The following is a 21,718-nucleotide window of genomic DNA, read 5'->3' as shown; positions in this document are numbered from 1 at the left end:
CTAATAAGGACACAGTAACAATACCTGTGTTTTTAAAGCACATTACCAAATATATAGTTGATTAGAGGGTAAGTGGTTTTTTAGCAGCTTTTTGTACTTTAAAAAGAGATTCGTTAATTTACTTTTGTTACAATTGAGTTGTTGGCTTACAACATTTATACAATGTTAAGTGAGTATTTTGGAGGAAGGACGTGCTCGAACAAATAGAACAATGGATTGATGCAACAAATATTAAATATAAAACCCAAAGAATTAGCTGTGAGAAATTTGCCAGTGAGTTTGCAGGGTTTTATCCTGTCGAATTTTTAAAAAATGCCTTTTACGTTATTGTCGATGAAATACCCAAACCTAACTTTCCTTTTTTGCGTGAAATGGGATTAGACGATTTTATTGACATGGATGCCGCAGGTACTACATACAAAAACACTTATTACATGCTTCCTTACGTAGCTGATAATTTAGCTGTGCATTTTCATGAACTTGTTCACGTAGCCCAATGGAGTGAACTTGGCGCCGAGGCTTTTATGTTGCGTTACATAACCGAAATTCAGCAGGTTGGTTATGATGCTGCGCCACTTGAAGTCATGGCGTATGGTCTTGATAAGCACTTTACAAATAATGGCAAGAAAATAAACGTGCCTGAACTCGTGGTTCAAGCGTTGTAGTTAATTAACATTTTCAAAGGATTGCATATGACACGCTTTACTGTTTTTTTACTGAGCTTACTTAGTGTAAATGCCTATGCGGCATCGTTTGATGACGATATTGTGGCTGCGTTACTTGAAAGAACAACACATAACGTTACCTACGATGGGTCTTATCGCTCTATTACTTATCCGGGTGGCGATGTGCCCGCTAATGTAGGGGTGTGTACCGATGTAGTTATTCGATCATATCGACTTTTAGGTATTGATTTGCAAAAGCTTGTGCATGAGGACATGTTAAAAAGCTTTGAGCTATATCCCTCTAAGCGTATTTGGGGTTTAACCAAACCGGATAAAAATATAGACCACCGCCGTGTGCCAAACTTACAGGCTTACTTTAAAAATCATGGCCAAGTGCTCGCTAAATCAAGTAACGTGAACGACTATAAAACGGGTGACATTGTAACGTGGATGCTGCCAGGTAATTTGCCGCACATTGGTATGGTTGTGAATGAGTTAGCAAAAGACACAGGGAATCCATTAATTGTTCATAATATTGGTCGAGGACCTGAAAAAAGCGACATGCTTTTCGATTTTAAAATTACGGGGCATTACCGTTTCGTCCCACAAGAATATAAATAACCAGATTATAAGTATGAGTTCTCTCATTTATTGATATTGCAGTATAAAGAAAAAGGATTTTGAACGTGAATACAAAAACCGATTCAAAAGAGGCTAACCCAAAAGAGGTTAATCTTAAACAAAGTAAACTCGCTCCCAAAATAGCTAGCTTATTTATGAGTATTGCTTTTTCAGCCATAGGAACGGGTTTGTTTAGCTTGGTTGCAAGCTTACTTGGCAACGTAAATGTAACCGAAAAAACAGTTGGCAGTGTGTGGGTTTTACTGACTACATTTTTTGTTATTTTAAATGTATTTGGTGTCATTATTTGGCATAAACCGAAATGGTTAATTACTGCTATAAATAATATGCTTAGGTTTGCTAAAGAGCGCAAAACAGCATTTTTTAGCGCCGTGCTAATGTTGATATTAATTATAGCAGGCTATTGTTTTTTTCTTTCCTTACCACAGCCAATTAGTTACAAAGCAACTCACTCTACACCTGCTGTTACCACTTTATCTGATGTTTTAAGCCCTGAACCGCTTTATATTGATTTTACTCCCGTTTTAGATGATGTAGAAAACACGGATGCAGTGTCTTACTCTGTCGCAAAGCTTGCGCTTGTTGGCAAAGTGATTCCCACAGGTATAAAAGTCACGCCTGAGCTAATTGGACAGTGGTCTTGGAATAGTGAAAGCCAGCTTAAATTTATCCCAAAACAAGATTGGTCAGCAGGGCAAGAATATAAGGTACGTTTTGATTCATCTATTTTTAAAAGTGATATACATCTAAGCGATAATGAGCATGTATTTAAAACTCCCAACTTTGAACTAACACTAAGCTCGCTCGCTTTTTATCAAGACCCTAACGTTAAAAAAAGTCACAAGGTGGTTGCAACATTAAAAGCGACTCACCCAACAGATATAAGCACCATAAAAAACAATCTAAAGCTGACTCAATCACTTGAGCAAGATGGCAAGAACGAACTCGCACAATATAAATTTGATGTTACTTACGACAAGCATCAACGAGAGATTTACATTACTTCAGAGCAAATACGTATTCAAGATACCGAAAGCTATCTGTATTTTGTTCTTAATAACGGTGTAAAGCCGGTTATGGGTCCTTCTCAAACAACAGTAGAGATTAAAGACGCTGTGTTGATCCCAAGTGTAAATAGCTTTTTTAGAGTAAATACTGCCAAAGTGTTGATGGTAAAAAATACGCAAGGGGAGCCCGAACAAACACTTGTTTTAGACTTCACAGATGATATTTCATCGCAAGATGTGGTTAGTAAAACGACTGCTTACGTATTACCGGCTAAAGATTCAAAAGGTAATTATAAGTACTTCGGTAGTCCACGAGAGGTTACTGATGCAGTGCTTAAGCAATCTCAAAAAGTTAAGTTAAATGCGATTCCTACCGCGCAAGATACCGCTAAGTTACACAGTTTTACGTTTGACGCCCCTCAAAACCAGCAAGTTTATGTCGCGATTGATAAGGGATTAAAGTCGACGGGTGAGTTTACGATGGTGAATAAATACGACACTATTTTAGATACGCCGGCTTATCCGACACAAGTAAATATTATGTCTAAAGGGTCTATATTATCAAAAAATGGCGATCATAAATTGTCATTTTTGACCCGCGGTGTAAACGCACTTCAAGTTAAAGTAGGTAGGGTAGAAGCCAATCAAATTAACCACCTTATAAGTCAAACCAGTGGTGATATTTCTAATCCAGAATTTAATAATTATTACTTTACAGAAGAAAACATAAGTTCAATTTTTACCAGACGAGTTAATTTAAAATCGGAGCACCCTAAAAAAGCGGTCTATTCATCTATTGATTTGAGTAGTAAGTATAATGAGTCAGTTGGTTTAGGCTTATTTTTTATAAATGCTCAAGCGTTAAATACAGAAGATAATTACGTATATGGACCCCAAGAAAAACGACTTATCCTTATTACTGATTTAGGTATTTTGGTAAAAAATAATGCAGATGGATCTCGCGATATATTTATCCAATCTATTGAAACAGGAAAACCGGTAGCAAAAGCGAAGGTGTCGTTATTGGGTAAAAACGGATTAGTTATTTTAAATACTAAAACAGATTCTGAGGGGCACGCATTTTTCGACAACACAACGTGGTTTACTGATGATCAAACTCCCGTTGCTTTTGTAGTCGAAACTAAAAGTGACATGTCTTTTATTCCTTATAATCGCTATGCTCGAATGGTTAACTACTCTCGGTTTGATACCGGCGGTGTAAGTTCTGGGCTCAGTGGTAGTAATAAAATAGATGCGTTTGTTTTTTCTGACCGTGGAATTTATCGACCAGGCGATAGTGTTAAACTTGCCACGATTGTGAAGCAACAAAACTTTGCAAAACTGGGCGATATACCGCTTGAACTTATAATTACCGATCCTAAAGGGACAACTGTTTATAATAAACGAGTGAGCTTAGATAAGTATGGATTGCTTGATTTTGACTTTAAAACACAAAATAGCGCCAATACCGGAACGTATTATGTATCGGTCCAACTTATTAAAAATAATAATAGCCGCGACCAATTAGGCAGTACTCAGTTTAAAGTTGAAGAGTTTGTACCAGATAGATTGAAAATTAGTAGTCAATTTTCTCAATCATCTGCAAAGGGGTGGGTAAACAGCTCAAAATTTAAAGCATTGGTGAGCCTTCAAAACTTATTTGGTACACCTGCTCAAAATAGACGTGTTACTGCTGATTTACATTTATCTCCAGCTGGTTTTTACTTTAATGAATACAAAGATTATATGTTTTCTGATCCCCACAGTGAAGGAAAAAATATTAGACACAGTTATGAATCATTAACCGAAACCAAAACTGATGAACAAGGCAAGGCAGAATTTGATATTGACTTAACTCGCTATGAGGCAGGTACTTATCAGTTAAATTTTGCAGTACAAGGGTATGAAGAAGGCGGTGGTAAAAGTGTTCGTGCAAGCAGCTCGGTGCTTGTTTCACCCGTTGAGCAGTTAGTTGGTTATAAAGCCGATGGCGATTTAAGCTACATATCAAAAGAGTCAAAACGTGTTGTAAAATTTATTAATATTAATTCAGAAACTGAGCAAGTAGCTCGTGATGATTTATCGCTAAATTTAATAGAACAACAATATGTATCTACGTTGGTGCAACAAAATAACGGCACTTATAAGTACCAATCGGTTAGAAAAAACAAACAGATATCAAGCAACCCGTTTTACATTAAACAAGATGGCGCAAACTACGAATTACCCACTGCTGAACCAGGTGATTACTTAATAGAACTCGTTGATGGCAAAGGGAATACCGTCAGTAGGGTATCGTTTACGATAACCGGCACGGGTAACTTAGCGGGTAAGCTTGAAAAAAATGCTGAACTGCAAGTTCAATTAAATAAACCGGATTACAAACCTGGCGAAACAATCGAAATAAGTATTGTAGCGCCTTATGTTGGCTCGGGTTTAATTACAATTGAAACTAATAAAGTACACGCTTTTAAATGGTTTGAGAGTAAAACAACAAGTAGCATACAAACAATAACGTTACCTCAAGGGATAGAAGGCAATGCGTATGTTAATGTTTCATTTGTTCGAAGCCTTGAATCGAAAGAAATATTTACAAGCCCATTAAGCTACGCAGTTAAACCATTTGCGATTGATCGTAGTAAACGCGCAATAGATTTTGACGTAAACATACCTGATAAAGTAAAACCAGGTGACGATTTAGTCATTTCATATAGTGCTAAATCACCTTCACGTGTTCTGTTATTTGCTGTAGATGAAGGTATTTTACAAGTGGCGAATTATCGGACGCCAAAGCCGTTAAATCACTTCTTACAAAAACGTGCTTTAGAAGTTAGTACTATGCAAATTGTTGATCTTATTTTACCTGAATTTAAACTAGTGCAAGAGCTTGCAGCTGCGGGTGGTGGTTATGCTGACTCAATGGCAATGAACCGCAAGAGCAAGCAACTTAACCCGTTTTCTCGTAAGGTACAAAAACCAGTCGCATTTTGGTCTGGTATTTTATCGGCTGATGCTAAAACGAAAAAACATACGTTTACTATCCCAGATACTTTTGCAGGTCAGGTACGTGTAATTGCTATTGCCGTAAATGACGAGGGTGTTGGTGTTAAAGAAAGTACAACACTTGTGAAAGGGCCCTTCGTATTAACTCCTAATGTATTAACGACAGCAGCACCAGGCGATGAGTTTAATATTGTACTTGGTATTGCTAATGGCGTTGAGGATTCAGGTAAACAACTGCCAATTACGGTAGAAGCGCTTACTTCAAGCAACATTGAAATAATAAGCGATAAAAAATTAACGCTAAATATTGATGAAAAATCAGAAGACACATTAACGTTTAGAGTGAAAGTGCTTGATAAGCTTGGCGCTGCATCAATTACATTTACTGCGCTGTCGGGTGACAATGTTAGCCAACGCACGGCAACGTTAAGTGTGCGCCCTGCGGTTGCATTTGTTAGTAGCTTTGAAAGTGGCTTTAGTGAATCAGGTAAAAAAGAAATAGCGGTTTCGAGACAGCTATATCCTAACTTATCACAAAATAATATTACCGTTTCACAAAGCCCGTTAGCGCTTGTTGATGGTCTTATTAGTTATTTAGATAACTTTCCTCATATGTGTACCGAGCAAGTAGTGAGTAGTGTGTTTCCGGTGCTGAGTTATTTAGAACACCCAAGTTATATGGGCGATGTATCTTATAAACATGAGCGTATAAACAACTTAATAGATACCCTTCGTCAACGTCAGTTACCTGATGGCAGATTTATGTTATGGCCGGGTAATTCTAGTGCATCTATTTATTCTTCTCTCTATGTTATGCATTTTTTATTAGATGCAAAAGAAGCGGGCGTAGCAATACCTTATGATATGTGGAGCAGTGGTTTTGAAGGTGTGCGCAGTATAGCGAGCGGATCTTTAGAGACGAATGACAGAAACCGCGCTTATGCCATTTATTTGCTAACACGACAAGGTGAGGTAACAACTAATTACTTATCTGATTTAGAAAAAAGTGTAAATGCGAGTAATAGCAAAGTATGGCAACAAGATATAACGTCCGCGTTTATGGGCGCAACTTATCAGCTATTACGTGCAAGCGACAAAGCGCAAGCACTGATCAATAGCTATAAAATTGGGCAAGATACCCAGCACGATAATTGGGGCGCTTACGACTCACGTTTAGCTCACGACGGACAGTATATTTATTTGTTATCAAAACATTTTCCTGCTCGCTTAAAGCAGTTAACTAAAGATGATTTGTTTAATGTCGTTGACCCTATTTTTAAAGGAGACTACAACACGTTGTCGTCTGCTTGGTCTGTACTTGCTATGACGGCATACTCAAAAGTTGCGTTATCACAAGCCCAGCCTGAAGATGTAAAAATAATGGCAACAACGACAATGGCAGAAAAAAAGGCATTAGACGTAACCTATACACCTTATCCTAAAGCCTCGTTTTTAAATGACGTTAAAACGCTTGATGTATTAGCGCCACCTCGCTCATTTTACATGATGAGCCAAGCTGGTTTTGATACAAACGTGCCACAAAAGCCATTAAGTAATGGTTTAGAAGTTGTCAGAGAATACCAAGACGATAAAGGTAATGTGATAACCACCGCTGTTCAAGGTCAAGAACTAAACGTTGTATTACGAGTGCGTAGTACAACGGGTAAAAATATTTCGGATGTTGCTGTTATTGATTTACTACCTGGTGGGTTTGAAGTACTCAGAGACAGCGTTCGCAATAGTTATAATCGCTGGACCTCTGATTATAAAGATATACGAGAGGATCGCGTTATATTGTATGGCAGCTTTGGCGATAGCATGACTGAGCTTACTTACAAGATTAAGGCTACTGCATCTGGCAGCTTTGTAGTGCCATCGGCTTATGCTGAATCTATGTATGATTTAAGTATTAAAGCGCACTCAAAATCGGGTCGTTTTGATGTTACCGCCGCTAAATAAAAAGCTTAGTTTTATAATAAAAACAGCTTTTTTTACAACAGCACTGCTTGCAGTGCTGTTGTATTTATTTACTCCAAAGCCTGATATTACCCAGCCCAATGCTTACTCAACGGCTTTTTACGATAGCAGTGATAAATTACTTCGTTTAAATTTAGCCGCAGACGATAGATATAGATTATGGACGCCAATAGATAAAATCCCTTTGAGCGTTCAACAAGCTACTTTACTGTATGAAGACCAAGACTTTTATGAGCATATTGGTGTCGATTTTATTGCTTTAATAAATGCGTTTTATACTAGCTATATTAAAAGAAGTCACCGAGTCGGTGCGTCAACAATAACAATGCAAGTAGCCCGGTTGCACTTTGGGATGAACACGCATGTTATTTTTGGAAAAGTAGAACAAATACTTCGAGCGTTACAAATTGAGAGACACTACAGTAAAAACCAAATACTCGAGGCGTATTTTAACTTAGCGCCTTATGGATCAAATATTGAAGGTGTTGGTGCAGCCAGTTTAATTTATTTTAAGAAACCAGCTATTGATCTTAATTTACCTGAGTCATTATTACTTAGCTTAATCCCGCAAAACCCAACCAAACGAAATCCCATTAAAAAATCGGCTAAACTGGTATTGCTAGAAACAAGAAAAAAACTGTTTACTCGTTGGCTTGAAAAGTACCCAGACGATAAACACTGGCGAGCAGCTATGCAATTACCGATAAAGGTATATGCCTCTTCAGACTTGCCTTTTGAAGCCCCACATTTTATTAATAATTTACAAAGCGAGTACCCGCACCTAAAGCCTGGAGAATATAAAACGTCGATAGACCTTAATTTACAAAACTTACTTCAGCGCCATGCAAGAAATTACATTAATCGCAGGCATAGAGACGGGCTTAGTAATACGTCTGCTATTTTACTAAATTATAAAACTATGGAAGTAGTTGCTGAATTAGGCTCTGTGGATTTTTTTAATAATGACATTAGCGGTCAAGTAAATGGTGTAAGAGCTAAACGTTCACCAGGTTCAACCCTTAAACCATTTATTTATGCGCTTGCTATAGAGGAAGGGTTAATTCATCCATTAACGCTTGTAAAAGATGCCCCCAAACGCTTTGGAGGATATACACCAGAGAATTACGATCAGCAGTTTTTAGGGCCTATATCGGCTACTGAATCGCTAGTGCTGAGCCGTAATGTGCCTGCTGTTAATTTGATGTATCGCTTACAAAAAGTTGGGCTATACGATTTACTCGTTGCAGCCGATATTAAAAAGCTTCAGCCCAAAGAGTTTTATGGTTTAGCGCTTGCGCTGGGCGGCAGTGAAGTAACGATGCTAGAGCTCGTTAAGTTATACGCCATGTTAGCTAATTTAGGGGTGTATAAGGATGAAGTTATATTAAAAAAAGACGCCACTGTTATTAACGAAAACAACCCAAATAATCAAAACAATCATATCAAGCAACTCATCAGCCCAGAGGCAGCCTACCTGACTTTACAAATGCTAAGTGAAAATAGTGCAGTTGATGAAATCTCATTTCAAAAAGAAAGAAGACAATCATACCCTGTATATTGGAAAACAGGTACTTCATTTGCTTTTCGCGATGCATGGTCAGTAGGTATTGTTGGTCCGTATGTTTTAGCTACATGGGTGGGTAATTTCTCAGGAGAAGGGCACCCATCTTTTATTGGGCGACAAGCAGCCGCGCCTGTATTTTTTGAAATAATACGTTCATTAGATAGTTACGGCTTAATCAAAGGCAATATAAAACCAGGTGGTTTAAATATTACAGAAGTAGATATTTGTTCAACAACAGGTGATTTACCTAATGTGCATTGCCCTAAAACAGAAAAAGGGCTTTTTATTCCAGGTAAGTCGCCAATTAAAGTGTCCGATGTACATCGTGAAATTTATATTGATAAAGTATCGGGATTACGTGCTTGTCAGTATGTTGAATCTACAACTACAAAGGCAGTTTATGAATTTTGGCCATCTGACTTAGTCAGATTATTTAAACAAGCAGGCATTGTTAAACGCCAGCCTCCACCTTATTTAGATTCATGCTTAATTAATGACACGAGTACACGAGGCTCAGCACCGAGTATTACATCCCCGAGTAATTTAATTAGCTACACGATAAGAGCCAGTAAATTGAAGCAAGAAGGCCTGCCTTTTAGCGCAATCACAGATACAGATTCACGTATTTTATATTGGTTTGTAGATAACAGCTTTGTTGGTAAAGTAGAGCGAGATACGCCTTTTTTCTGGCACCCGCAAGTAGGCGAATTTGACGTAAGAGTGGTTGATAATTTAGGGCGTAGCGCATCAGTTTCAATGCGTGTAAAGCTCGTTCAGTGATACGTAAATAAGCTAAAGAGCTAGTTATCGGGTATTAAGCAATTAGATTGGCGTTTATAAACTGTATTTAGCGTTTAGACTACTTTAAATTAATACTTACATTGCCATTGGGTTTACAGCAGCACAGGAGTATTTCGCCTTCGCGCACAAACGCAAGTGGCTCTTCGTTATATTCAACACTACCTGACACTAACGTTGCTCTACAAGCGCCGCAGTAACCTTCACGGCATTGGAATGCGACGTCTATTTTCATGGACTCTAAGCACTGTAAAAGAGAAGGGCAGCCAGCGGTAAATTCTATACACTGGCTGTTTTCTGCAAGCGTTATGCTTGCAGTAGACTTGTCACTCATTATAAATCAAAATCACCAAATTCTGATGCATCAACTTGAGAGTCTATTTGACCAACAAGGTATGAGCTAATTTCTGCTTCTTGAGGCGCTACTTGCACGTTATCAGACACTAACCACGAGTTTATCCATGGGATAGGGTTACTGTTGTTTTCAAACTGTGCTGGCAAGCCAATGGCAGTCATACGTGCATTAGTAATGTATTCAACGTACTGACATAAAATATGCTTATTTAAGCCAATCATTGAACCATCTTTAAATAAATACTCAGCCCACTCTTTTTCTTGCTCTGCAGCATCAACAAACATTTTAATCGCTTCGTCGCGGCACTGGGCTGCAACAATCGCCATTTCTGGGTCGTCTTTACCGTCTTGCATAATGTTTAAAATATGCTGAGTACCCGAAAGGTGAAGTGCTTCATCGCGCGCAATAAGTTTGATGATTTTAGCGTTACCTTCCATCAATTCACGCTCAGCAAACGCAAACGAACATGCAAAGCTTACGTAAAAGCGAATCGCTTCAAGAATATTTACCGACATCATAGCCAGGTAAAGTTTCTTTTTAAGCTCAAACAAATTCACGATAACAGTTTTACCGTTAATCTCGTGTTTGCCTTCACCATATAAATTGTAAAGCGATACAGAGTTGATTAAGTCGTCGTAGTATTTAGTTACGGCATCGGCACGTTCGCTAATTTTATCGTTGCTAACAATATCATCAAAAATAAGTTCAGGTGCTTGTGTTACGTTACGGATAATATGTGTGTATGAGCGGCTGTGAATCGTTTCACTAAATGCCCACGTTTCTATCCATGTTTCAAGCTCTGGTAGCGATACAATGGGAAGTAGGGCCACGTTTGGCGAGCGACCTTGCACACTATCAAGTAGAGTTTGGTATTTTAGGTTACTTAAAAATATATGCTTTTCGTGATCGGGTAACGCTTGAAAGTCTAAACGGTCTTTACTTACATCTACTTCCTCAGGACGCCAAAAGAAAGACAGTTGCTTCTCGATTAATTTTTCAAAAATAGGGTATTTTTGTTGGTCGTAACGAGATACGTTTACAGTTTGGCCAAAAAACATTGGCTCTTGCATTTGGTTATTATGGTTTCGGCTAAAAGTAGTATAAGACATGTTTATCACTCAAAAAACTATCAGAAAAAGCGGGCTAAATGCCCGCTTAAAATAAAAATCAGCAGTTATATTTTACACGCGCCGCCTTCACAATCATCATCTTCCACTTCTGGAGTATCTTCTTGCATATCTGAGGCACCATCACGAGTATTGTGGTAGTACAAGGTTTTAACACCTAGTTTGTACGCGCTTAGTAAGTCTTTTAATAAGACTTGCATAGGTACTTTACCGCCTTCGAACTTGTTTGGATCATAATTTGTATTTGCAGAAATTGTTTGGTCTACAAATTTTTGCATTATACCAACAAGCTGCAAGTAACCATCGTTTGATGGAATGTCCCACAGTAGCTCGTATTGATCTTTTAAACGCTCATACTCAGGAACAACTTGCTTTAAAATACCGTCTTTACTTGCTTTAACGCTAATATGTCCACGTGGTGGTTCAATACCATTTGTTGCATTAGAGATTTGCGACGATGTTTCTGATGGCATTAACGCACTTAGTGTTGAGTTACGCATACCGTGCTCTTTAATATTTGCACGTAGTGTATCCCAATCAAGATGAAGTGGCTCATCACAAATTTTATCTAAATCACGTTTGTACGTATCTGTTGGCATAATGCCTTGTGAATACGTTGTTTCGTTAAACTTAGGACAGGCACCACGCTCTTTAGCAAGCTCGTTTGATGCTTTCATCAAGTAGTATTGAATAGCTTCAAAGGTTTTATGTGTTAATGCATTTGCGCTGCCATCTGAATAACGTTTACCGTTTTTAGCTAGGTAGTATGCGTAGTTAATCACGCCTATACCTAACGTTCGACGACCCATAGTTGCATTTTTAGCAGCCGGTACTGGGTAGTCTTGGAAATCAAGTAAGTTATCAAGTGCGCGTACTGCAAGTTCAGCTAGCTCTTCAAGCTCATCAAGTGATTCTATTGCACCTAAGTTAAACGCAGACAGTGTACAAAGGGCAATTTCGCCTTCTTCGTCATTTACGTTATTAAGTGGCTTAGTTGGCAATGCAATTTCTAAACATAAGTTAGATTGGCGAATAGGCGCAACTTTAGCAATGAACGGGCTGTGTGTATTACAGTGATCCACATTTTGTAAATAAATACGACCTGTACTTGCACGCTCTTGCGCAAACATAGAGAAAAGCTCAATGGCTTTAATGCGTTTTTTACGAATCGATTCGTCTTGTTCGTATTTTACGTAAAGCGCGTCAAACTCAGCTTGGTCTTCAAAAAATGCATCGTAAAGGCCTGGCACATCTGATGGGCTAAATAACGTAATGTAGTCGTCTTTAATTAAACGAGAGTACATTAGTTTATTAAACTGTACGCCGTAATCTAGGTGACGAACGCGGTTGTCGTCTACACCACGGTTATTTTTAAGTACAAGTAGGTTCTCTACTTCTAAATGCCAAAGCGGGTAGAACAATGTTGCAGCGCCGCCACGTACACCACCTTGCGAACAACTTTTAACAGCTGTTTGAAAGTGCTTATAAAAAGGAATACAACCTGTGTGGTACGCTTCGCCGTTACGAATATGGCTACCTAGCGCACGAATACGACCAGCATTAATACCAATACCTGCGCGTTGTGAAACGTATTTAACAATAGCTGACGACGTTGCATTGATTGAATCAAGGCTATCGCCACATTCAATTAATACACACGAGCTAAACTGGCGAGTAGGTGTACGTACACCCGACATAATTGGCGTTGGTAGAGATATTTTAAATAACGATACTGCGTCGTAAAAGCGCTTAATGTAAGAAACGCGTGTTTCACGTGGGTAGTCAGAGAATAAGCTCGCTGCTACTAAAATATATAAAAACTGTGCACTTTCGTAGATTTCACCCGATACACGGTTTTGAACGAGATACTTACCTTCAAGCTGTTTTACAGCCGCGTAGCTAAAGTTAAGATCGCGAGAATGATCAAGGTATGCATCAAGCTCGTCTAATTCTTGCTCTGTGTAATCTACTAATAAGTGAGCATCGTAGCGTTTATCGCCAACCATTTTTGTTACGTGGTCAAATAAACGTGGTGGCTCAAATTGACCGTACGCTTTTTTACGTAAATGGAATACAGCTAAACGTGCAGCTAAGTATTGATAATCAGGCGATTCTTTTGAAATCTGATCCGCTGCTGCTTTAATGATGGTTTCGTGAATGTCTTTAGTACGAATACCGTCGTAAAACTGAATGTGCGATTTTAATTCAACTTGCGAAACCGAAACGTTGCTTAAACCTTCGGCGGCCCATTCAATAACGCGATGGATCTTATCCAGATCAAGAGGCTCTTTGCGCCCGTCACGTTTGCTTACAGATAACTGTTGGTTCATTTGCCTGTATTCCTTGGGAATTATGTATTTTGACCAATGCTTTATGCCTCGCCGAAGCAAGGTACATACTCATTTATTATAGGTTTCACCGTATTGGCGAATTTAATTGAATAACATTTGGCCACAATATCTGGTGTTGTTCAATTTAGAGATCACAAGATAGTGTGGTCTGAGTTGTTTTGCAAGGGACATAATTGCCCCTGTTTGTGGATAACTTTGGGATAACGCATTTGTGTTAGTAGACACTCACCTTCGAACAATCATTTAAGTTGAAATATGCAAAAATCAACTAATGATCTGCTAAATTTACGCATTTTAAAAATAAATTTTGACTGCTTTTTTTATCAGCAAGCTTTGTGTGAAAACTAACACAATCACAATATATAGTGTTTAATAATTAACATAGCACTATATATGGTTAAAACCATCAATTGGGCTTTGCCAGTTAAAATCAGCATTCCAGCTGTTGGCTTCATCAATACTTGGGATGTAACCCCAAAGTGCCGTTGCGGTATGCATACCTGCCGCTTTGCCTGCTTGTATGTCACGCTGTGCATCACCAATGTATAAACAACGGCTTGGTTCTACCTGCATAAGCTTTGCACAATGTAGCAGTGCTAAAGGTGATGGCTTAGCTTCAGCTAATGTGTCGCCACTTATTACTACACTGGCATTTTTTAATGCGGGAATAGCTGCCACTAAAGGATCGGTTAAAAACTCTGGTTTATTAGTCATGATCCCCCATTTGATCTTTTTCTGATCAAGGGCGATAAGTAACGATTCAACTCCGCTGAAGCAACGAGTGTGATTTACTATGTTTGTGGCGTACTCGTCAACTAATTGCTTTATAAGCTCGCTTTGGGGTTGTTTAGCCCATAATTCTTTAAAACCAGCCTCTAATAATGCGCCTGCGCCGTTAGATGCGGCAGGACGGTATATATCACTACTAACAGGTTTTATTTTATTGCTAATAAGAACTGCGTTTAAAGCGGCACCTAAATCATCAGCGGTGTCGAGTAGGGTGCCGTCTAAATCAAATAAAAATGCATCGTATTCAATAAGGGGTAGGGGGGCTTGAGAGTTAGCCATTAAGCTAACTTCTCAAAATAAAGTATGTAATTTACGCTAACGTCACTATTGAGCGTATATTGCTTTGATAGTGGGTTATAAGAAAGCCCTGTACTTGCACGAACTTTTAAACCGGCTTGCTCTGCCCATGCAATAAGCTGTGCAGGCTTTATAAACTTTTTATGGTCGTGTGTACCTTCAGGCACCATTTTTAAGAGTTTTTCAGCGCCAACAATCGCGTATAAATATGCTTTAGGTGTTTTGTTCAGGGTTGAAAAAAACACGTCCGCGCCTGGTTTGGCAAGTGCAGCTACAGCATGAATGATAGATGCTGGGTCGGGAACGTGCTCAAGCATTTCCATACACGTTATTACATCAAAGCGCTCAGGGTACTGTGTTGCAAACTCTTCTGCAGGCACTTTTATATAATCTACATTTACGCCAGTTTCTAAACTGTGCAACTTAGCAACAGTTAAAGGTTCTTGGCCCATATCGATGCCAGTTACTTTTGCACCCATACGCGCCATGCTTTGGCTTAAAATACCGCCGCCACAGCCAACGTCGAGTGTTTCTTTATCGAATAAGCCTTGCGTTTTGTTTGCTATAAAGTCTAAACGTAACGGGTTAATTTCGTGAAGAGGTTTGAATTCTCCGTCTAGGTCCCACCAACGCTCAGCGATGGCTTCGAATTTTGCTATTTCTGCGTGATCTACATTTTGATGTTCGGTCATAAAATACTTCCTCGTCAATCTGAGGCCATTATATAGGGCTAAATTGATAAATCGCAAAGTTTTGCGCCTGTAAATTAAAATTAATTGTGATAGCATGGCTGTTAGAAATAATAACAATACTCTTAATACCCAATACCGGGTTGTTGAGAGCTGATACTGAAGGAATGTGATATCAAATGACTGATCTCGCCAATGAAATTCTGCCAGTCAATATTGAAGACGAGTTAAAAAACTCCTACTTAGATTACGCAATGAGCGTAATAGTAGGACGTGCATTACCAGACGTACGTGACGGCTTAAAACCTGTTCATCGCCGCGTTTTGTTTGCAATGAACGAGCTTAGTAATGACTGGAACAAGCCTTACAAAAAATCGGCCCGTGTGGTCGGTGACGTAATCGGTAAATACCACCCACACGGCGACAGTGCAGTTTATGACACGATAGTTCGTATGGCTCAGCCATTCTCACTACGTTACATGCTTGTAGATGGCCAAGGTAACTTCGGTTCGGTTGATGGTGATTCAGCAGCGGCAATGCGTTATACAGAAGTACGTATGGCAAAAATGTCGCATGAGTTATTAGCCGATCTTGAAAAAGAAACGGTTGATTTCGTTCCTAACTACGACGGCACTGAGTTCATCCCTGACGTGTTACCTACGAAAGTCCCTAATTTATTAGTGAATGGTTCGTCGGGTATTGCAGTAGGTATGGCTACAAATATACCACCACATAACTTAACTGAAGTTGTGAACGGGTGTTTGGCACTTATTCAAAATCCTGATTTAACTATTTTAGAGTTAATGGATTATATTCCTGGTCCTGATTTCCCAACGGCTGCAATTATCAACGGTAAAAAAGGCATTGAACAAGCCTATTTAACTGGCCGTGGTAAAGTGTACATGCGTGCACGCGCCGACGTCGAAACCGATGAAAAAACAGGCCGTGAAACAATCATCGTTCACGAAATTCCTTATCAAGTTAATAAAGCCCGTTTAATTGAAAAAATTGCTGAGCTTGTTAAAGATAAGAAAATTGAAGGTATTAGTGCACTACGTGATGAATCAGATAAAGACGGTATGCGTATCGTTATTGAAATTAAACGTGGTGATGTAGGCGAAGTTATTTTAAATAACTTGTATTCACAAACTCAGTTACAAACTGTGTTTGGTATGAATATGGTTGCATTAATTAACAACCAACCTAAGTGTTTTAATCTAAAAGAAATGCTTGAAGAGTTTATTATTCACCGCCGTGAAGTAGTAACTCGTCGTACCGTGTTTGATTTACGCAAAGCGCGTGACCGTGCTCATACTCTTGAAGGTTTAGCAATTGCGCTTGCAAACATTGACCCAATTATCGAGCTTATTCGTAAATCCCCAACACCTGCTGAAGCTAAAATTGCTTTAACTGCACGTCCGTGGGAATTAGGTCATGTACAAGGTATGCTTGAAAAAGCAGGCGAAGATAATGTAGCCCGTCCAGATTGGCTTGCTGATGATTTAGGTATTCGCGACGGTCAATACTATATTTCTGAGCAACAAGCTCAAGCAATTCTAGATTTGCGTTTACACAAGCTTACTGGTCTTGAACACGAAAAAATCTTAACTGAATATCAAGCGTTATTAGAGTTAATTGCTGAACTACTTTATATTTTGGCAACACCTGAGCGTTTAATGGAAGTTATTCGTGACGAACTAGTTGAAATTAAAGCGCAGTATGGCGACGAACGTCGTACTGAGATTAATGCAGCGGCTCACGATATCAGCCTTGAAGACTTAATTACTGAAGAAAACGTTGTTGTAACGCTTTCTCACGAAGGGTATGTGAAGTATCAGGCATTGTCTGATTACGAAGCACAACGTCGTGGTGGTAAAGGTAAGTCAGCAACGAAGATGAAAGATGAAGATTTCATTGAACGTCTGTTAGTTGCAAATACACACGATACTATTTTATGTTTCTCTACGGCCGGTCGTTTATATTGGCTTAAAGTGTATCAGTTACCACTAGCAAGTCGTGCAGCGCGCGGTAAGCCAATTGTTAACTTGTTACCACTTGAAGCTGATGAACGTATAACTGCTATATTGCCAGTACGCGAGTACGCAGAAGATAAATATATCTTTATGGCAACTGCATTCGGTACAGTTAAGAAAACACCATTAACGGCTTACAGTCGTCAACGTGCAAGCGGTATTATTGCTGTTAACTTAAATGATGGCGATAGCTTGATTGGTGTTGATATTACCGATGGTAGCAACGAAATTATGTTGTTCACTGATGCAGGTAAAGTTGTACGCTTCAAAGAAGCTGAAGAAACAACAGTTGTTGATGAAAACGGCAACCCAGTATTAGACGAAGAAGGTAACCCTGAGATTCGCTTCAAAGGTGTTCGCCCAATGGGTCGTACTGCTACAGGTGTTCGTGGTATTAAAATGCCAGACGAGCAACGCGTAGTATCGTTAATTGTACCAAAAACTGACGGTGCCATTCTAACGGTAACTGAAAATGGTTACGGTAAGCGTACACAACTTGAAGATTACCCATCTAAGAGCCGTGCAACACAAGGTGTTGTATCAATTAAGGTGAGTGAACGTAACGGTGCTGTTGTTGGTGCTGTGCAAGTTGATGACAACGATGAAATAATGATTATTTCGAATCGTGGTACCTTAGTACGAACTCGCGTTAATGAAGTTTCAACGGTTGGACGTAACACACAAGGTGTTATTTTGATCAGAACTATTGACGGAGAGCAAGTAGTTGGTTTACAACGTATAGAAGAGATTGAAGTTACAGAAAGTGACTTAATTGATATTGAAGACGTTGAAACAGTAGATACGGTTATTGATGAAGTAGCGGATGATAATCCTCCTTCAGAATAATTGATATTGAAAAAGCGGCCTTGGCCGCTTTTTTTAATGTTGTTGAAAAAAATTAATAGGGTGTGAAATTATACTCATACCAATTCGCTTAATTAAGAGATCTATTTTGAGGGTGGAAAAACGTGTTGATAGCTAGGCAAAAAATTCGCTATTTAATTGTTCTAAATGAGAATTTTTTAACGCAAGTAGCGACACGTTTAGCCCCGCAAAATGATTAAGTATTATTGCGGATTGGTATTATTCATTAAATTTTAAAGGTTTAGCGGATTGGTATTAAATGTTCATGCTTAGTAGTTAAATTACTGGAATGAGGCAAAGGTAATGAGTAAATATAATTTTTGTGCGGGGCCAGCTATGCTCCCGCAAGCGGTTATGAAAAAGGCGCAAAAAGAGTTTCTAGATTGGCAAGACCTAGGTGTGTCTGTGATGGAGATTAGCCATCGTAGTAAAGAGTTTTTAGCGCTTACAGCTAAATGTGAAGCTAGCCTTCGTCGCCTAATGAATATTAGTGATGAATTTGAAGTGCTGTTTATGCATGGTGGTGGTCGTGGCCAGTTTAGTGCTGTGCCATTAAACTTACACCAAGAAGGCAAAACAGCGTTTTATTGCGAGAATGGCGTATGGTCGAAAAGCGCCAGAGATGAAGCGAATAAGTTTACTCAAACGTCTTTTACGGATGTCCGTAATGATGCTGATGGTGAGTTTTCAATTAAAGACGTTGCTGACTGGGAATTGCCAGAAGACGCTGCGTACATCCACTATTGCCCTAATGAAACTGTCGATGGCTTAGAGATTTTTGATGTACCAAGCCACCCAACAGCTCCGATTATTGCTGATATGTCTTCAACTATTTTATCGCGTGAGATAGACGTTAATAAATTTGATTTGATTTACGCTGGTGCGCAAAAAAATATCGGTCCATCGGGCATATCAATTGTTATTGTTCGTAAAGCATTACTTGAGCGCGAAGGTTTGCCAAAGCCCGGTATTTTAGATTACGCACTTGAAGCAAAGCAGGGCAGTATGTTTAATACCCCACCTACCTTTGCATGGTATTTAGCGGCTGAAGTATTTGAATGGCTTGAAAGCAATGGTGGGGTAAAAGCCATGGAAGCACAAAATATTGCTAAAGCAAATTTACTGTATGATTTTATCGATAACTCAGATTTTTATTCAAATATAGTCGCTAAACATTGCCGCTCACGCATGAATGTTCCATTTTGGTTAAACGATGAAAGCTTAAATAGCAAATTTGTTGCTCAATCGAACGAGGCCGGTTTACTTGCACTTGAAGGTCACAGAATTGTGGGCGGTATGCGCGCAAGTATTTATAACGCTATGCCTCTTGAAGGTGTTCAAGCACTTGTAGATTTTATGGCTGCATTTGCAAAGGAGCACAGCTAATGGAGCAGCTCCGTTTAGAACCTATTTCTAAAGTAAATGGTACGGTAACCCTACCAGGTTCAAAGAGTCTATCGAACAGAATTTTATTATTAGCAGCACTGGCAAACGGTACCACCGTTGTAGAAAACTTACTTGATAGTGACGATATACGCCATATGCTGGGTGCTTTAAAGTTATTAGGTGTAAATGTAACTTTAAATGATGAACACACTGTAGCGACCGTAGAGGGAGTTGGTGGTGTGTTTAATACACCTACTGAGCCCTTGTTTTTAGGTAATGCAGGTACTGCTTACAGACCTTTAACGGCTGTACTTGCTGCCGTTGCTGGTGAGTATGAGCTAATTGGCGAGCCACGTATGGAAGAGCGTCCGATAGGGCACTTGGTTGATGCTCTACAAGCGCTTGGTGGTGATGTTACCTATACAAAACACAAAGACTATCCACCACTTAAAATTGTAGGTGGTCAAATAAAAGGTGGTGAGGTTGAAATTGACGGTAGTATTTCAAGTCAATTTTTAACGGCTCTATTAATGGCAGCGCCATTATTTAGCGGTGATACAACGATAACTATTAAAGGTACTTTAGTATCTAAACCTTATATTGATATTACGCTTGATGTAATGGCACGTTTTGGTGTTAATGTTGAACACAGTGATTATGCAACTTTTAAAGTTAAAGGTGGTCAACAGTATCAATCACTCGAACGAATTATGGTTGAAGGCGATGCATCTTCTGCTTCTTACTTTGTTGCTGCGGCTGCAATTGCTGGCGGCGAGATTGAAATTAAAGGCGTGGGTGCTAAATCAGTTCAAGGTGATATAGGCTTTGCTAAAGTAATGGAGCAAGTAGGCGCGAAAATCGATTGGTATGATGAGCGTTTAGTTGTTCGCAAAGGCGAATTAAAAGGCGTAGATATTGACGCTAATGCAATTCCTGATGCTGCTATGACCCTTGCAACTGTTGCTCTTTTCGCTAAAGGCCCAACTGCCATTCGTAACATTTATAACTGGCGAGTAAAAGAAACAGACCGTTTATATGCGATGGCAACTGAGCTTAGAAAAGTAGGTGCAGAAGTGGTAGAAGGGCATGACTTTATAGAAATCACACCGCCTAAACACTTCAACGATGTAGCAATAGACACTTACGACGATCACCGTATAGCCATGTGTTTTGCAATGGTTGCCGTTGGTGGAAAGCCAATAACGATTAATGATCCAAAGTGTACCTATAAAACATTTCCTACATTTTTCAATGTTTTAGCGTCAGTCAGTGAATAAGCTAATTAGAAGTAATTACAAAAGTTACACACTAATAGCAGATATATTTTAATAACTGACGTATAATGTCGCGGTTTATTTAGGTGTGCATTGCAGGAGGTTTTAAATGCAGGCGTTATTAATGCCCGTGATCACCGTTGATGGCCCAAGTGGTTCAGGTAAAGGAACTGTTTGTCGCTTGTTAGCCGACAAGTTAGGGTGGGATGTATTAGATAGCGGTGCGATTTATCGCGTTTTATCTTTAGCTGCACTTCATCACCAAATTGCATTAGACAATGAAGAAGGGCTTGTCCCTCTTGCTGCAAATTTAGATGTGCAGTTTTTGGTAGATAGCCAAACTAATGCAGGAAAAGTTATTTTAGAAGGCGAAGATGTAACCACTACTATTCGTAATGAAGAAGTGGGCGCTGCAGCGTCAAAGGTTGCAGCATTACCTCGCGTTCGTGAAGCGTTATTACGTCGCCAGCGTGCATTTCGCACTGAAAACGGCTTAATTGCCGATGGCCGTGATATGGGCACTGTGGTTTTTCAAGATGCGCCGTTAAAAATATATTTAACAGCAAGTGCAGAAGAGCGTGCTCGTAGACGCTTTGTTGAGTTGAATACGCGCGGTCTTGATGTTACACTAAGTGGTCTATTACAGGACATTCAAGCTCGTGACGAGCGCGATATGAATCGTGCCGTTGCTCCGCTTGTACCTGCAGATGATGCTATTGAGCTTGATACTAGCGAGCTCAATGCACAGCAAGTGTTTGATAAGGTAATAACTTTATTGGATATTGCAATCTCTGAAGGTAAGCTTCCTAAACGAAGCTAAACACATTTTATGCGCCAGCAGGATGCCAGTGCTATTTTAACAACCCCATGCAGCATGGTTGCTTATTGGTATTAATA

General features: G+C 39.3%; 13 protein-coding genes. 8 read left to right on the top strand and 5 right to left on the bottom strand.

The annotated features are described in order from the left end of the window. Window positions 1–191: 191 nt before the first annotated feature. The 4 genes from AAEY68_RS02940 (at window position 192) to pbpC (ending at window position 9,638) form a co-directional block, all read left to right on the top strand. A complete protein-coding gene (locus AAEY68_RS02940) occupies window positions 192–665 on the top strand; it encodes a hypothetical protein (RefSeq protein ID WP_342875588.1) in 474 nt (157 codons plus the stop codon). Window positions 666–692: 27 nt separating this feature from the next. Further along, window positions 693–1,286, top strand: a complete 594-nt coding sequence (locus tag AAEY68_RS02935) for a DUF1287 domain-containing protein (RefSeq protein WP_165743582.1) — start codon at window positions 693–695, stop codon at window positions 1,284–1,286. Between the two features lie 65 nt (window positions 1,287–1,351). Next, window positions 1,352–7,276: an alpha-2-macroglobulin family protein gene (locus AAEY68_RS02930; protein ID WP_350585434.1), complete on the top strand. Its 5,925-nt coding sequence runs from the start codon at window positions 1,352–1,354 to the stop codon at window positions 7,274–7,276. After that, complete coding sequence (gene pbpC / locus AAEY68_RS02925) at window positions 7,257–9,638, top strand: penicillin-binding protein 1C (RefSeq protein ID WP_350585433.1); 2,382 nt, start codon at window positions 7,257–7,259, stop codon at window positions 9,636–9,638. Before AAEY68_RS02930 ends, pbpC begins: the two co-directional genes overlap by 20 nt. A 79-nt stretch (window positions 9,639–9,717) precedes the next feature. On the opposite strand, the gene yfaE is transcribed toward pbpC, so the two are convergent. The 5 genes from yfaE to ubiG all read right to left on the bottom strand — a co-directional run bounded on the left by yfaE (window position 9,718) and on the right by ubiG (window position 15,267). After that, a complete protein-coding gene (gene yfaE, locus AAEY68_RS02920) occupies window positions 9,718–9,990 on the bottom strand; it encodes a class I ribonucleotide reductase maintenance protein YfaE (RefSeq protein ID WP_007583035.1) in 273 nt (90 codons plus the stop codon). Further along, window positions 9,990–11,120: a class Ia ribonucleoside-diphosphate reductase subunit beta gene (nrdB, locus tag AAEY68_RS02915; protein ID WP_007583038.1), complete on the bottom strand. Its 1,131-nt coding sequence runs from the start codon at window positions 11,118–11,120 to the stop codon at window positions 9,990–9,992. The genes yfaE and nrdB overlap by 1 nt, the downstream gene beginning before the upstream one ends. Window positions 11,121–11,185: 65 nt before the next feature. Beyond that, window positions 11,186–13,468: a class 1a ribonucleoside-diphosphate reductase subunit alpha gene (gene nrdA / locus AAEY68_RS02910; protein WP_010552863.1), complete on the bottom strand. Its 2,283-nt coding sequence runs from the start codon at window positions 13,466–13,468 to the stop codon at window positions 11,186–11,188. Between the two features lie 408 nt (window positions 13,469–13,876). Beyond that, window positions 13,877–14,557 (bottom strand): HAD family hydrolase, encoded by a 681-nt coding sequence (locus tag AAEY68_RS02905; protein ID WP_350585432.1) that lies wholly within the window; start codon window positions 14,555–14,557, stop codon window positions 13,877–13,879. After that, window positions 14,557–15,267, bottom strand: coding sequence for a bifunctional 2-polyprenyl-6-hydroxyphenol methylase/3-demethylubiquinol 3-O-methyltransferase UbiG (gene ubiG / locus AAEY68_RS02900; protein ID WP_008171708.1), 711 nt, complete (start codon window positions 15,265–15,267; stop codon window positions 14,557–14,559). The genes AAEY68_RS02905 and ubiG overlap by 1 nt, the downstream gene beginning before the upstream one ends. A gap of 176 nt (window positions 15,268–15,443) precedes the next feature. On the opposite strand from ubiG, the gene gyrA reads away from it, so the two are divergent. From gyrA to cmk, 4 genes are all read left to right on the top strand, one after another. After that, window positions 15,444–18,143: a DNA topoisomerase (ATP-hydrolyzing) subunit A gene (gene gyrA, locus AAEY68_RS02895; protein ID WP_007583046.1), complete on the top strand. Its 2,700-nt coding sequence runs from the start codon at window positions 15,444–15,446 to the stop codon at window positions 18,141–18,143. Between the two features lie 321 nt (window positions 18,144–18,464). After that, a complete protein-coding gene (gene serC / locus AAEY68_RS02890; protein ID WP_197151488.1) occupies window positions 18,465–19,547 on the top strand; it encodes a 3-phosphoserine/phosphohydroxythreonine transaminase in 1,083 nt (360 codons plus the stop codon). Continuing rightward, a complete protein-coding gene (aroA, locus tag AAEY68_RS02885; RefSeq protein ID WP_024590150.1) occupies window positions 19,547–20,824 on the top strand; it encodes a 3-phosphoshikimate 1-carboxyvinyltransferase in 1,278 nt (425 codons plus the stop codon). The genes serC and aroA overlap by 1 nt, the downstream gene beginning before the upstream one ends. A gap of 106 nt (window positions 20,825–20,930) precedes the next feature. Beyond that, window positions 20,931–21,641, top strand: coding sequence for a (d)CMP kinase (cmk, locus tag AAEY68_RS02880; RefSeq protein ID WP_007583052.1), 711 nt, complete (start codon window positions 20,931–20,933; stop codon window positions 21,639–21,641). Window positions 21,642–21,718: the final 77 nt, after the last annotated feature.

It is taken from the genome of Pseudoalteromonas sp. RB2-MNA-CIBAN-0110 (genome assembly GCF_040309305.1).
GTDB classification, from domain to species: domain Bacteria; phylum Pseudomonadota; class Gammaproteobacteria; order Enterobacterales; family Alteromonadaceae; genus Pseudoalteromonas; species Pseudoalteromonas arctica.
Note: the sequence above shows the minus strand (reverse complement) of the source record. Positions and strands in the feature narration are given on the sequence as shown.

Coding starts and splice junctions, on each gene's coding strand:
- AAEY68_RS02935 (WP_165743582.1), top strand. CDS start 693: ATGACACGCTTTACTGTTTTTTTACTGAGCTTACTTAGTGTAAATGCC.
- pbpC (WP_350585433.1), top strand. CDS start 7,257: ATGTTACCGCCGCTAAATAAAAAGCTTAGTTTTATAATAAAAACAGCT.
- yfaE (WP_007583035.1), bottom strand. CDS start 9,990: ATGAGTGACAAGTCTACTGCAAGCATAACGCTTGCAGAAAACAGCCAG.
- nrdB (WP_007583038.1), bottom strand. CDS start 11,120: ATGTCTTATACTACTTTTAGCCGAAACCATAATAACCAAATGCAAGAG.
- nrdA (WP_010552863.1), bottom strand. CDS start 13,468: ATGAACCAACAGTTATCTGTAAGCAAACGTGACGGGCGCAAAGAGCCT.
- AAEY68_RS02905 (WP_350585432.1), bottom strand. CDS start 14,557: ATGGCTAACTCTCAAGCCCCCCTACCCCTTATTGAATACGATGCATTT.
- ubiG (WP_008171708.1), bottom strand. CDS start 15,267: ATGACCGAACATCAAAATGTAGATCACGCAGAAATAGCAAAATTCGAA.
- gyrA (WP_007583046.1), top strand. CDS start 15,444: ATGACTGATCTCGCCAATGAAATTCTGCCAGTCAATATTGAAGACGAG.
- serC (WP_197151488.1), top strand. CDS start 18,465: ATGAGTAAATATAATTTTTGTGCGGGGCCAGCTATGCTCCCGCAAGCG.
- aroA (WP_024590150.1), top strand. CDS start 19,547: ATGGAGCAGCTCCGTTTAGAACCTATTTCTAAAGTAAATGGTACGGTA.
- cmk (WP_007583052.1), top strand. CDS start 20,931: ATGCAGGCGTTATTAATGCCCGTGATCACCGTTGATGGCCCAAGTGGT.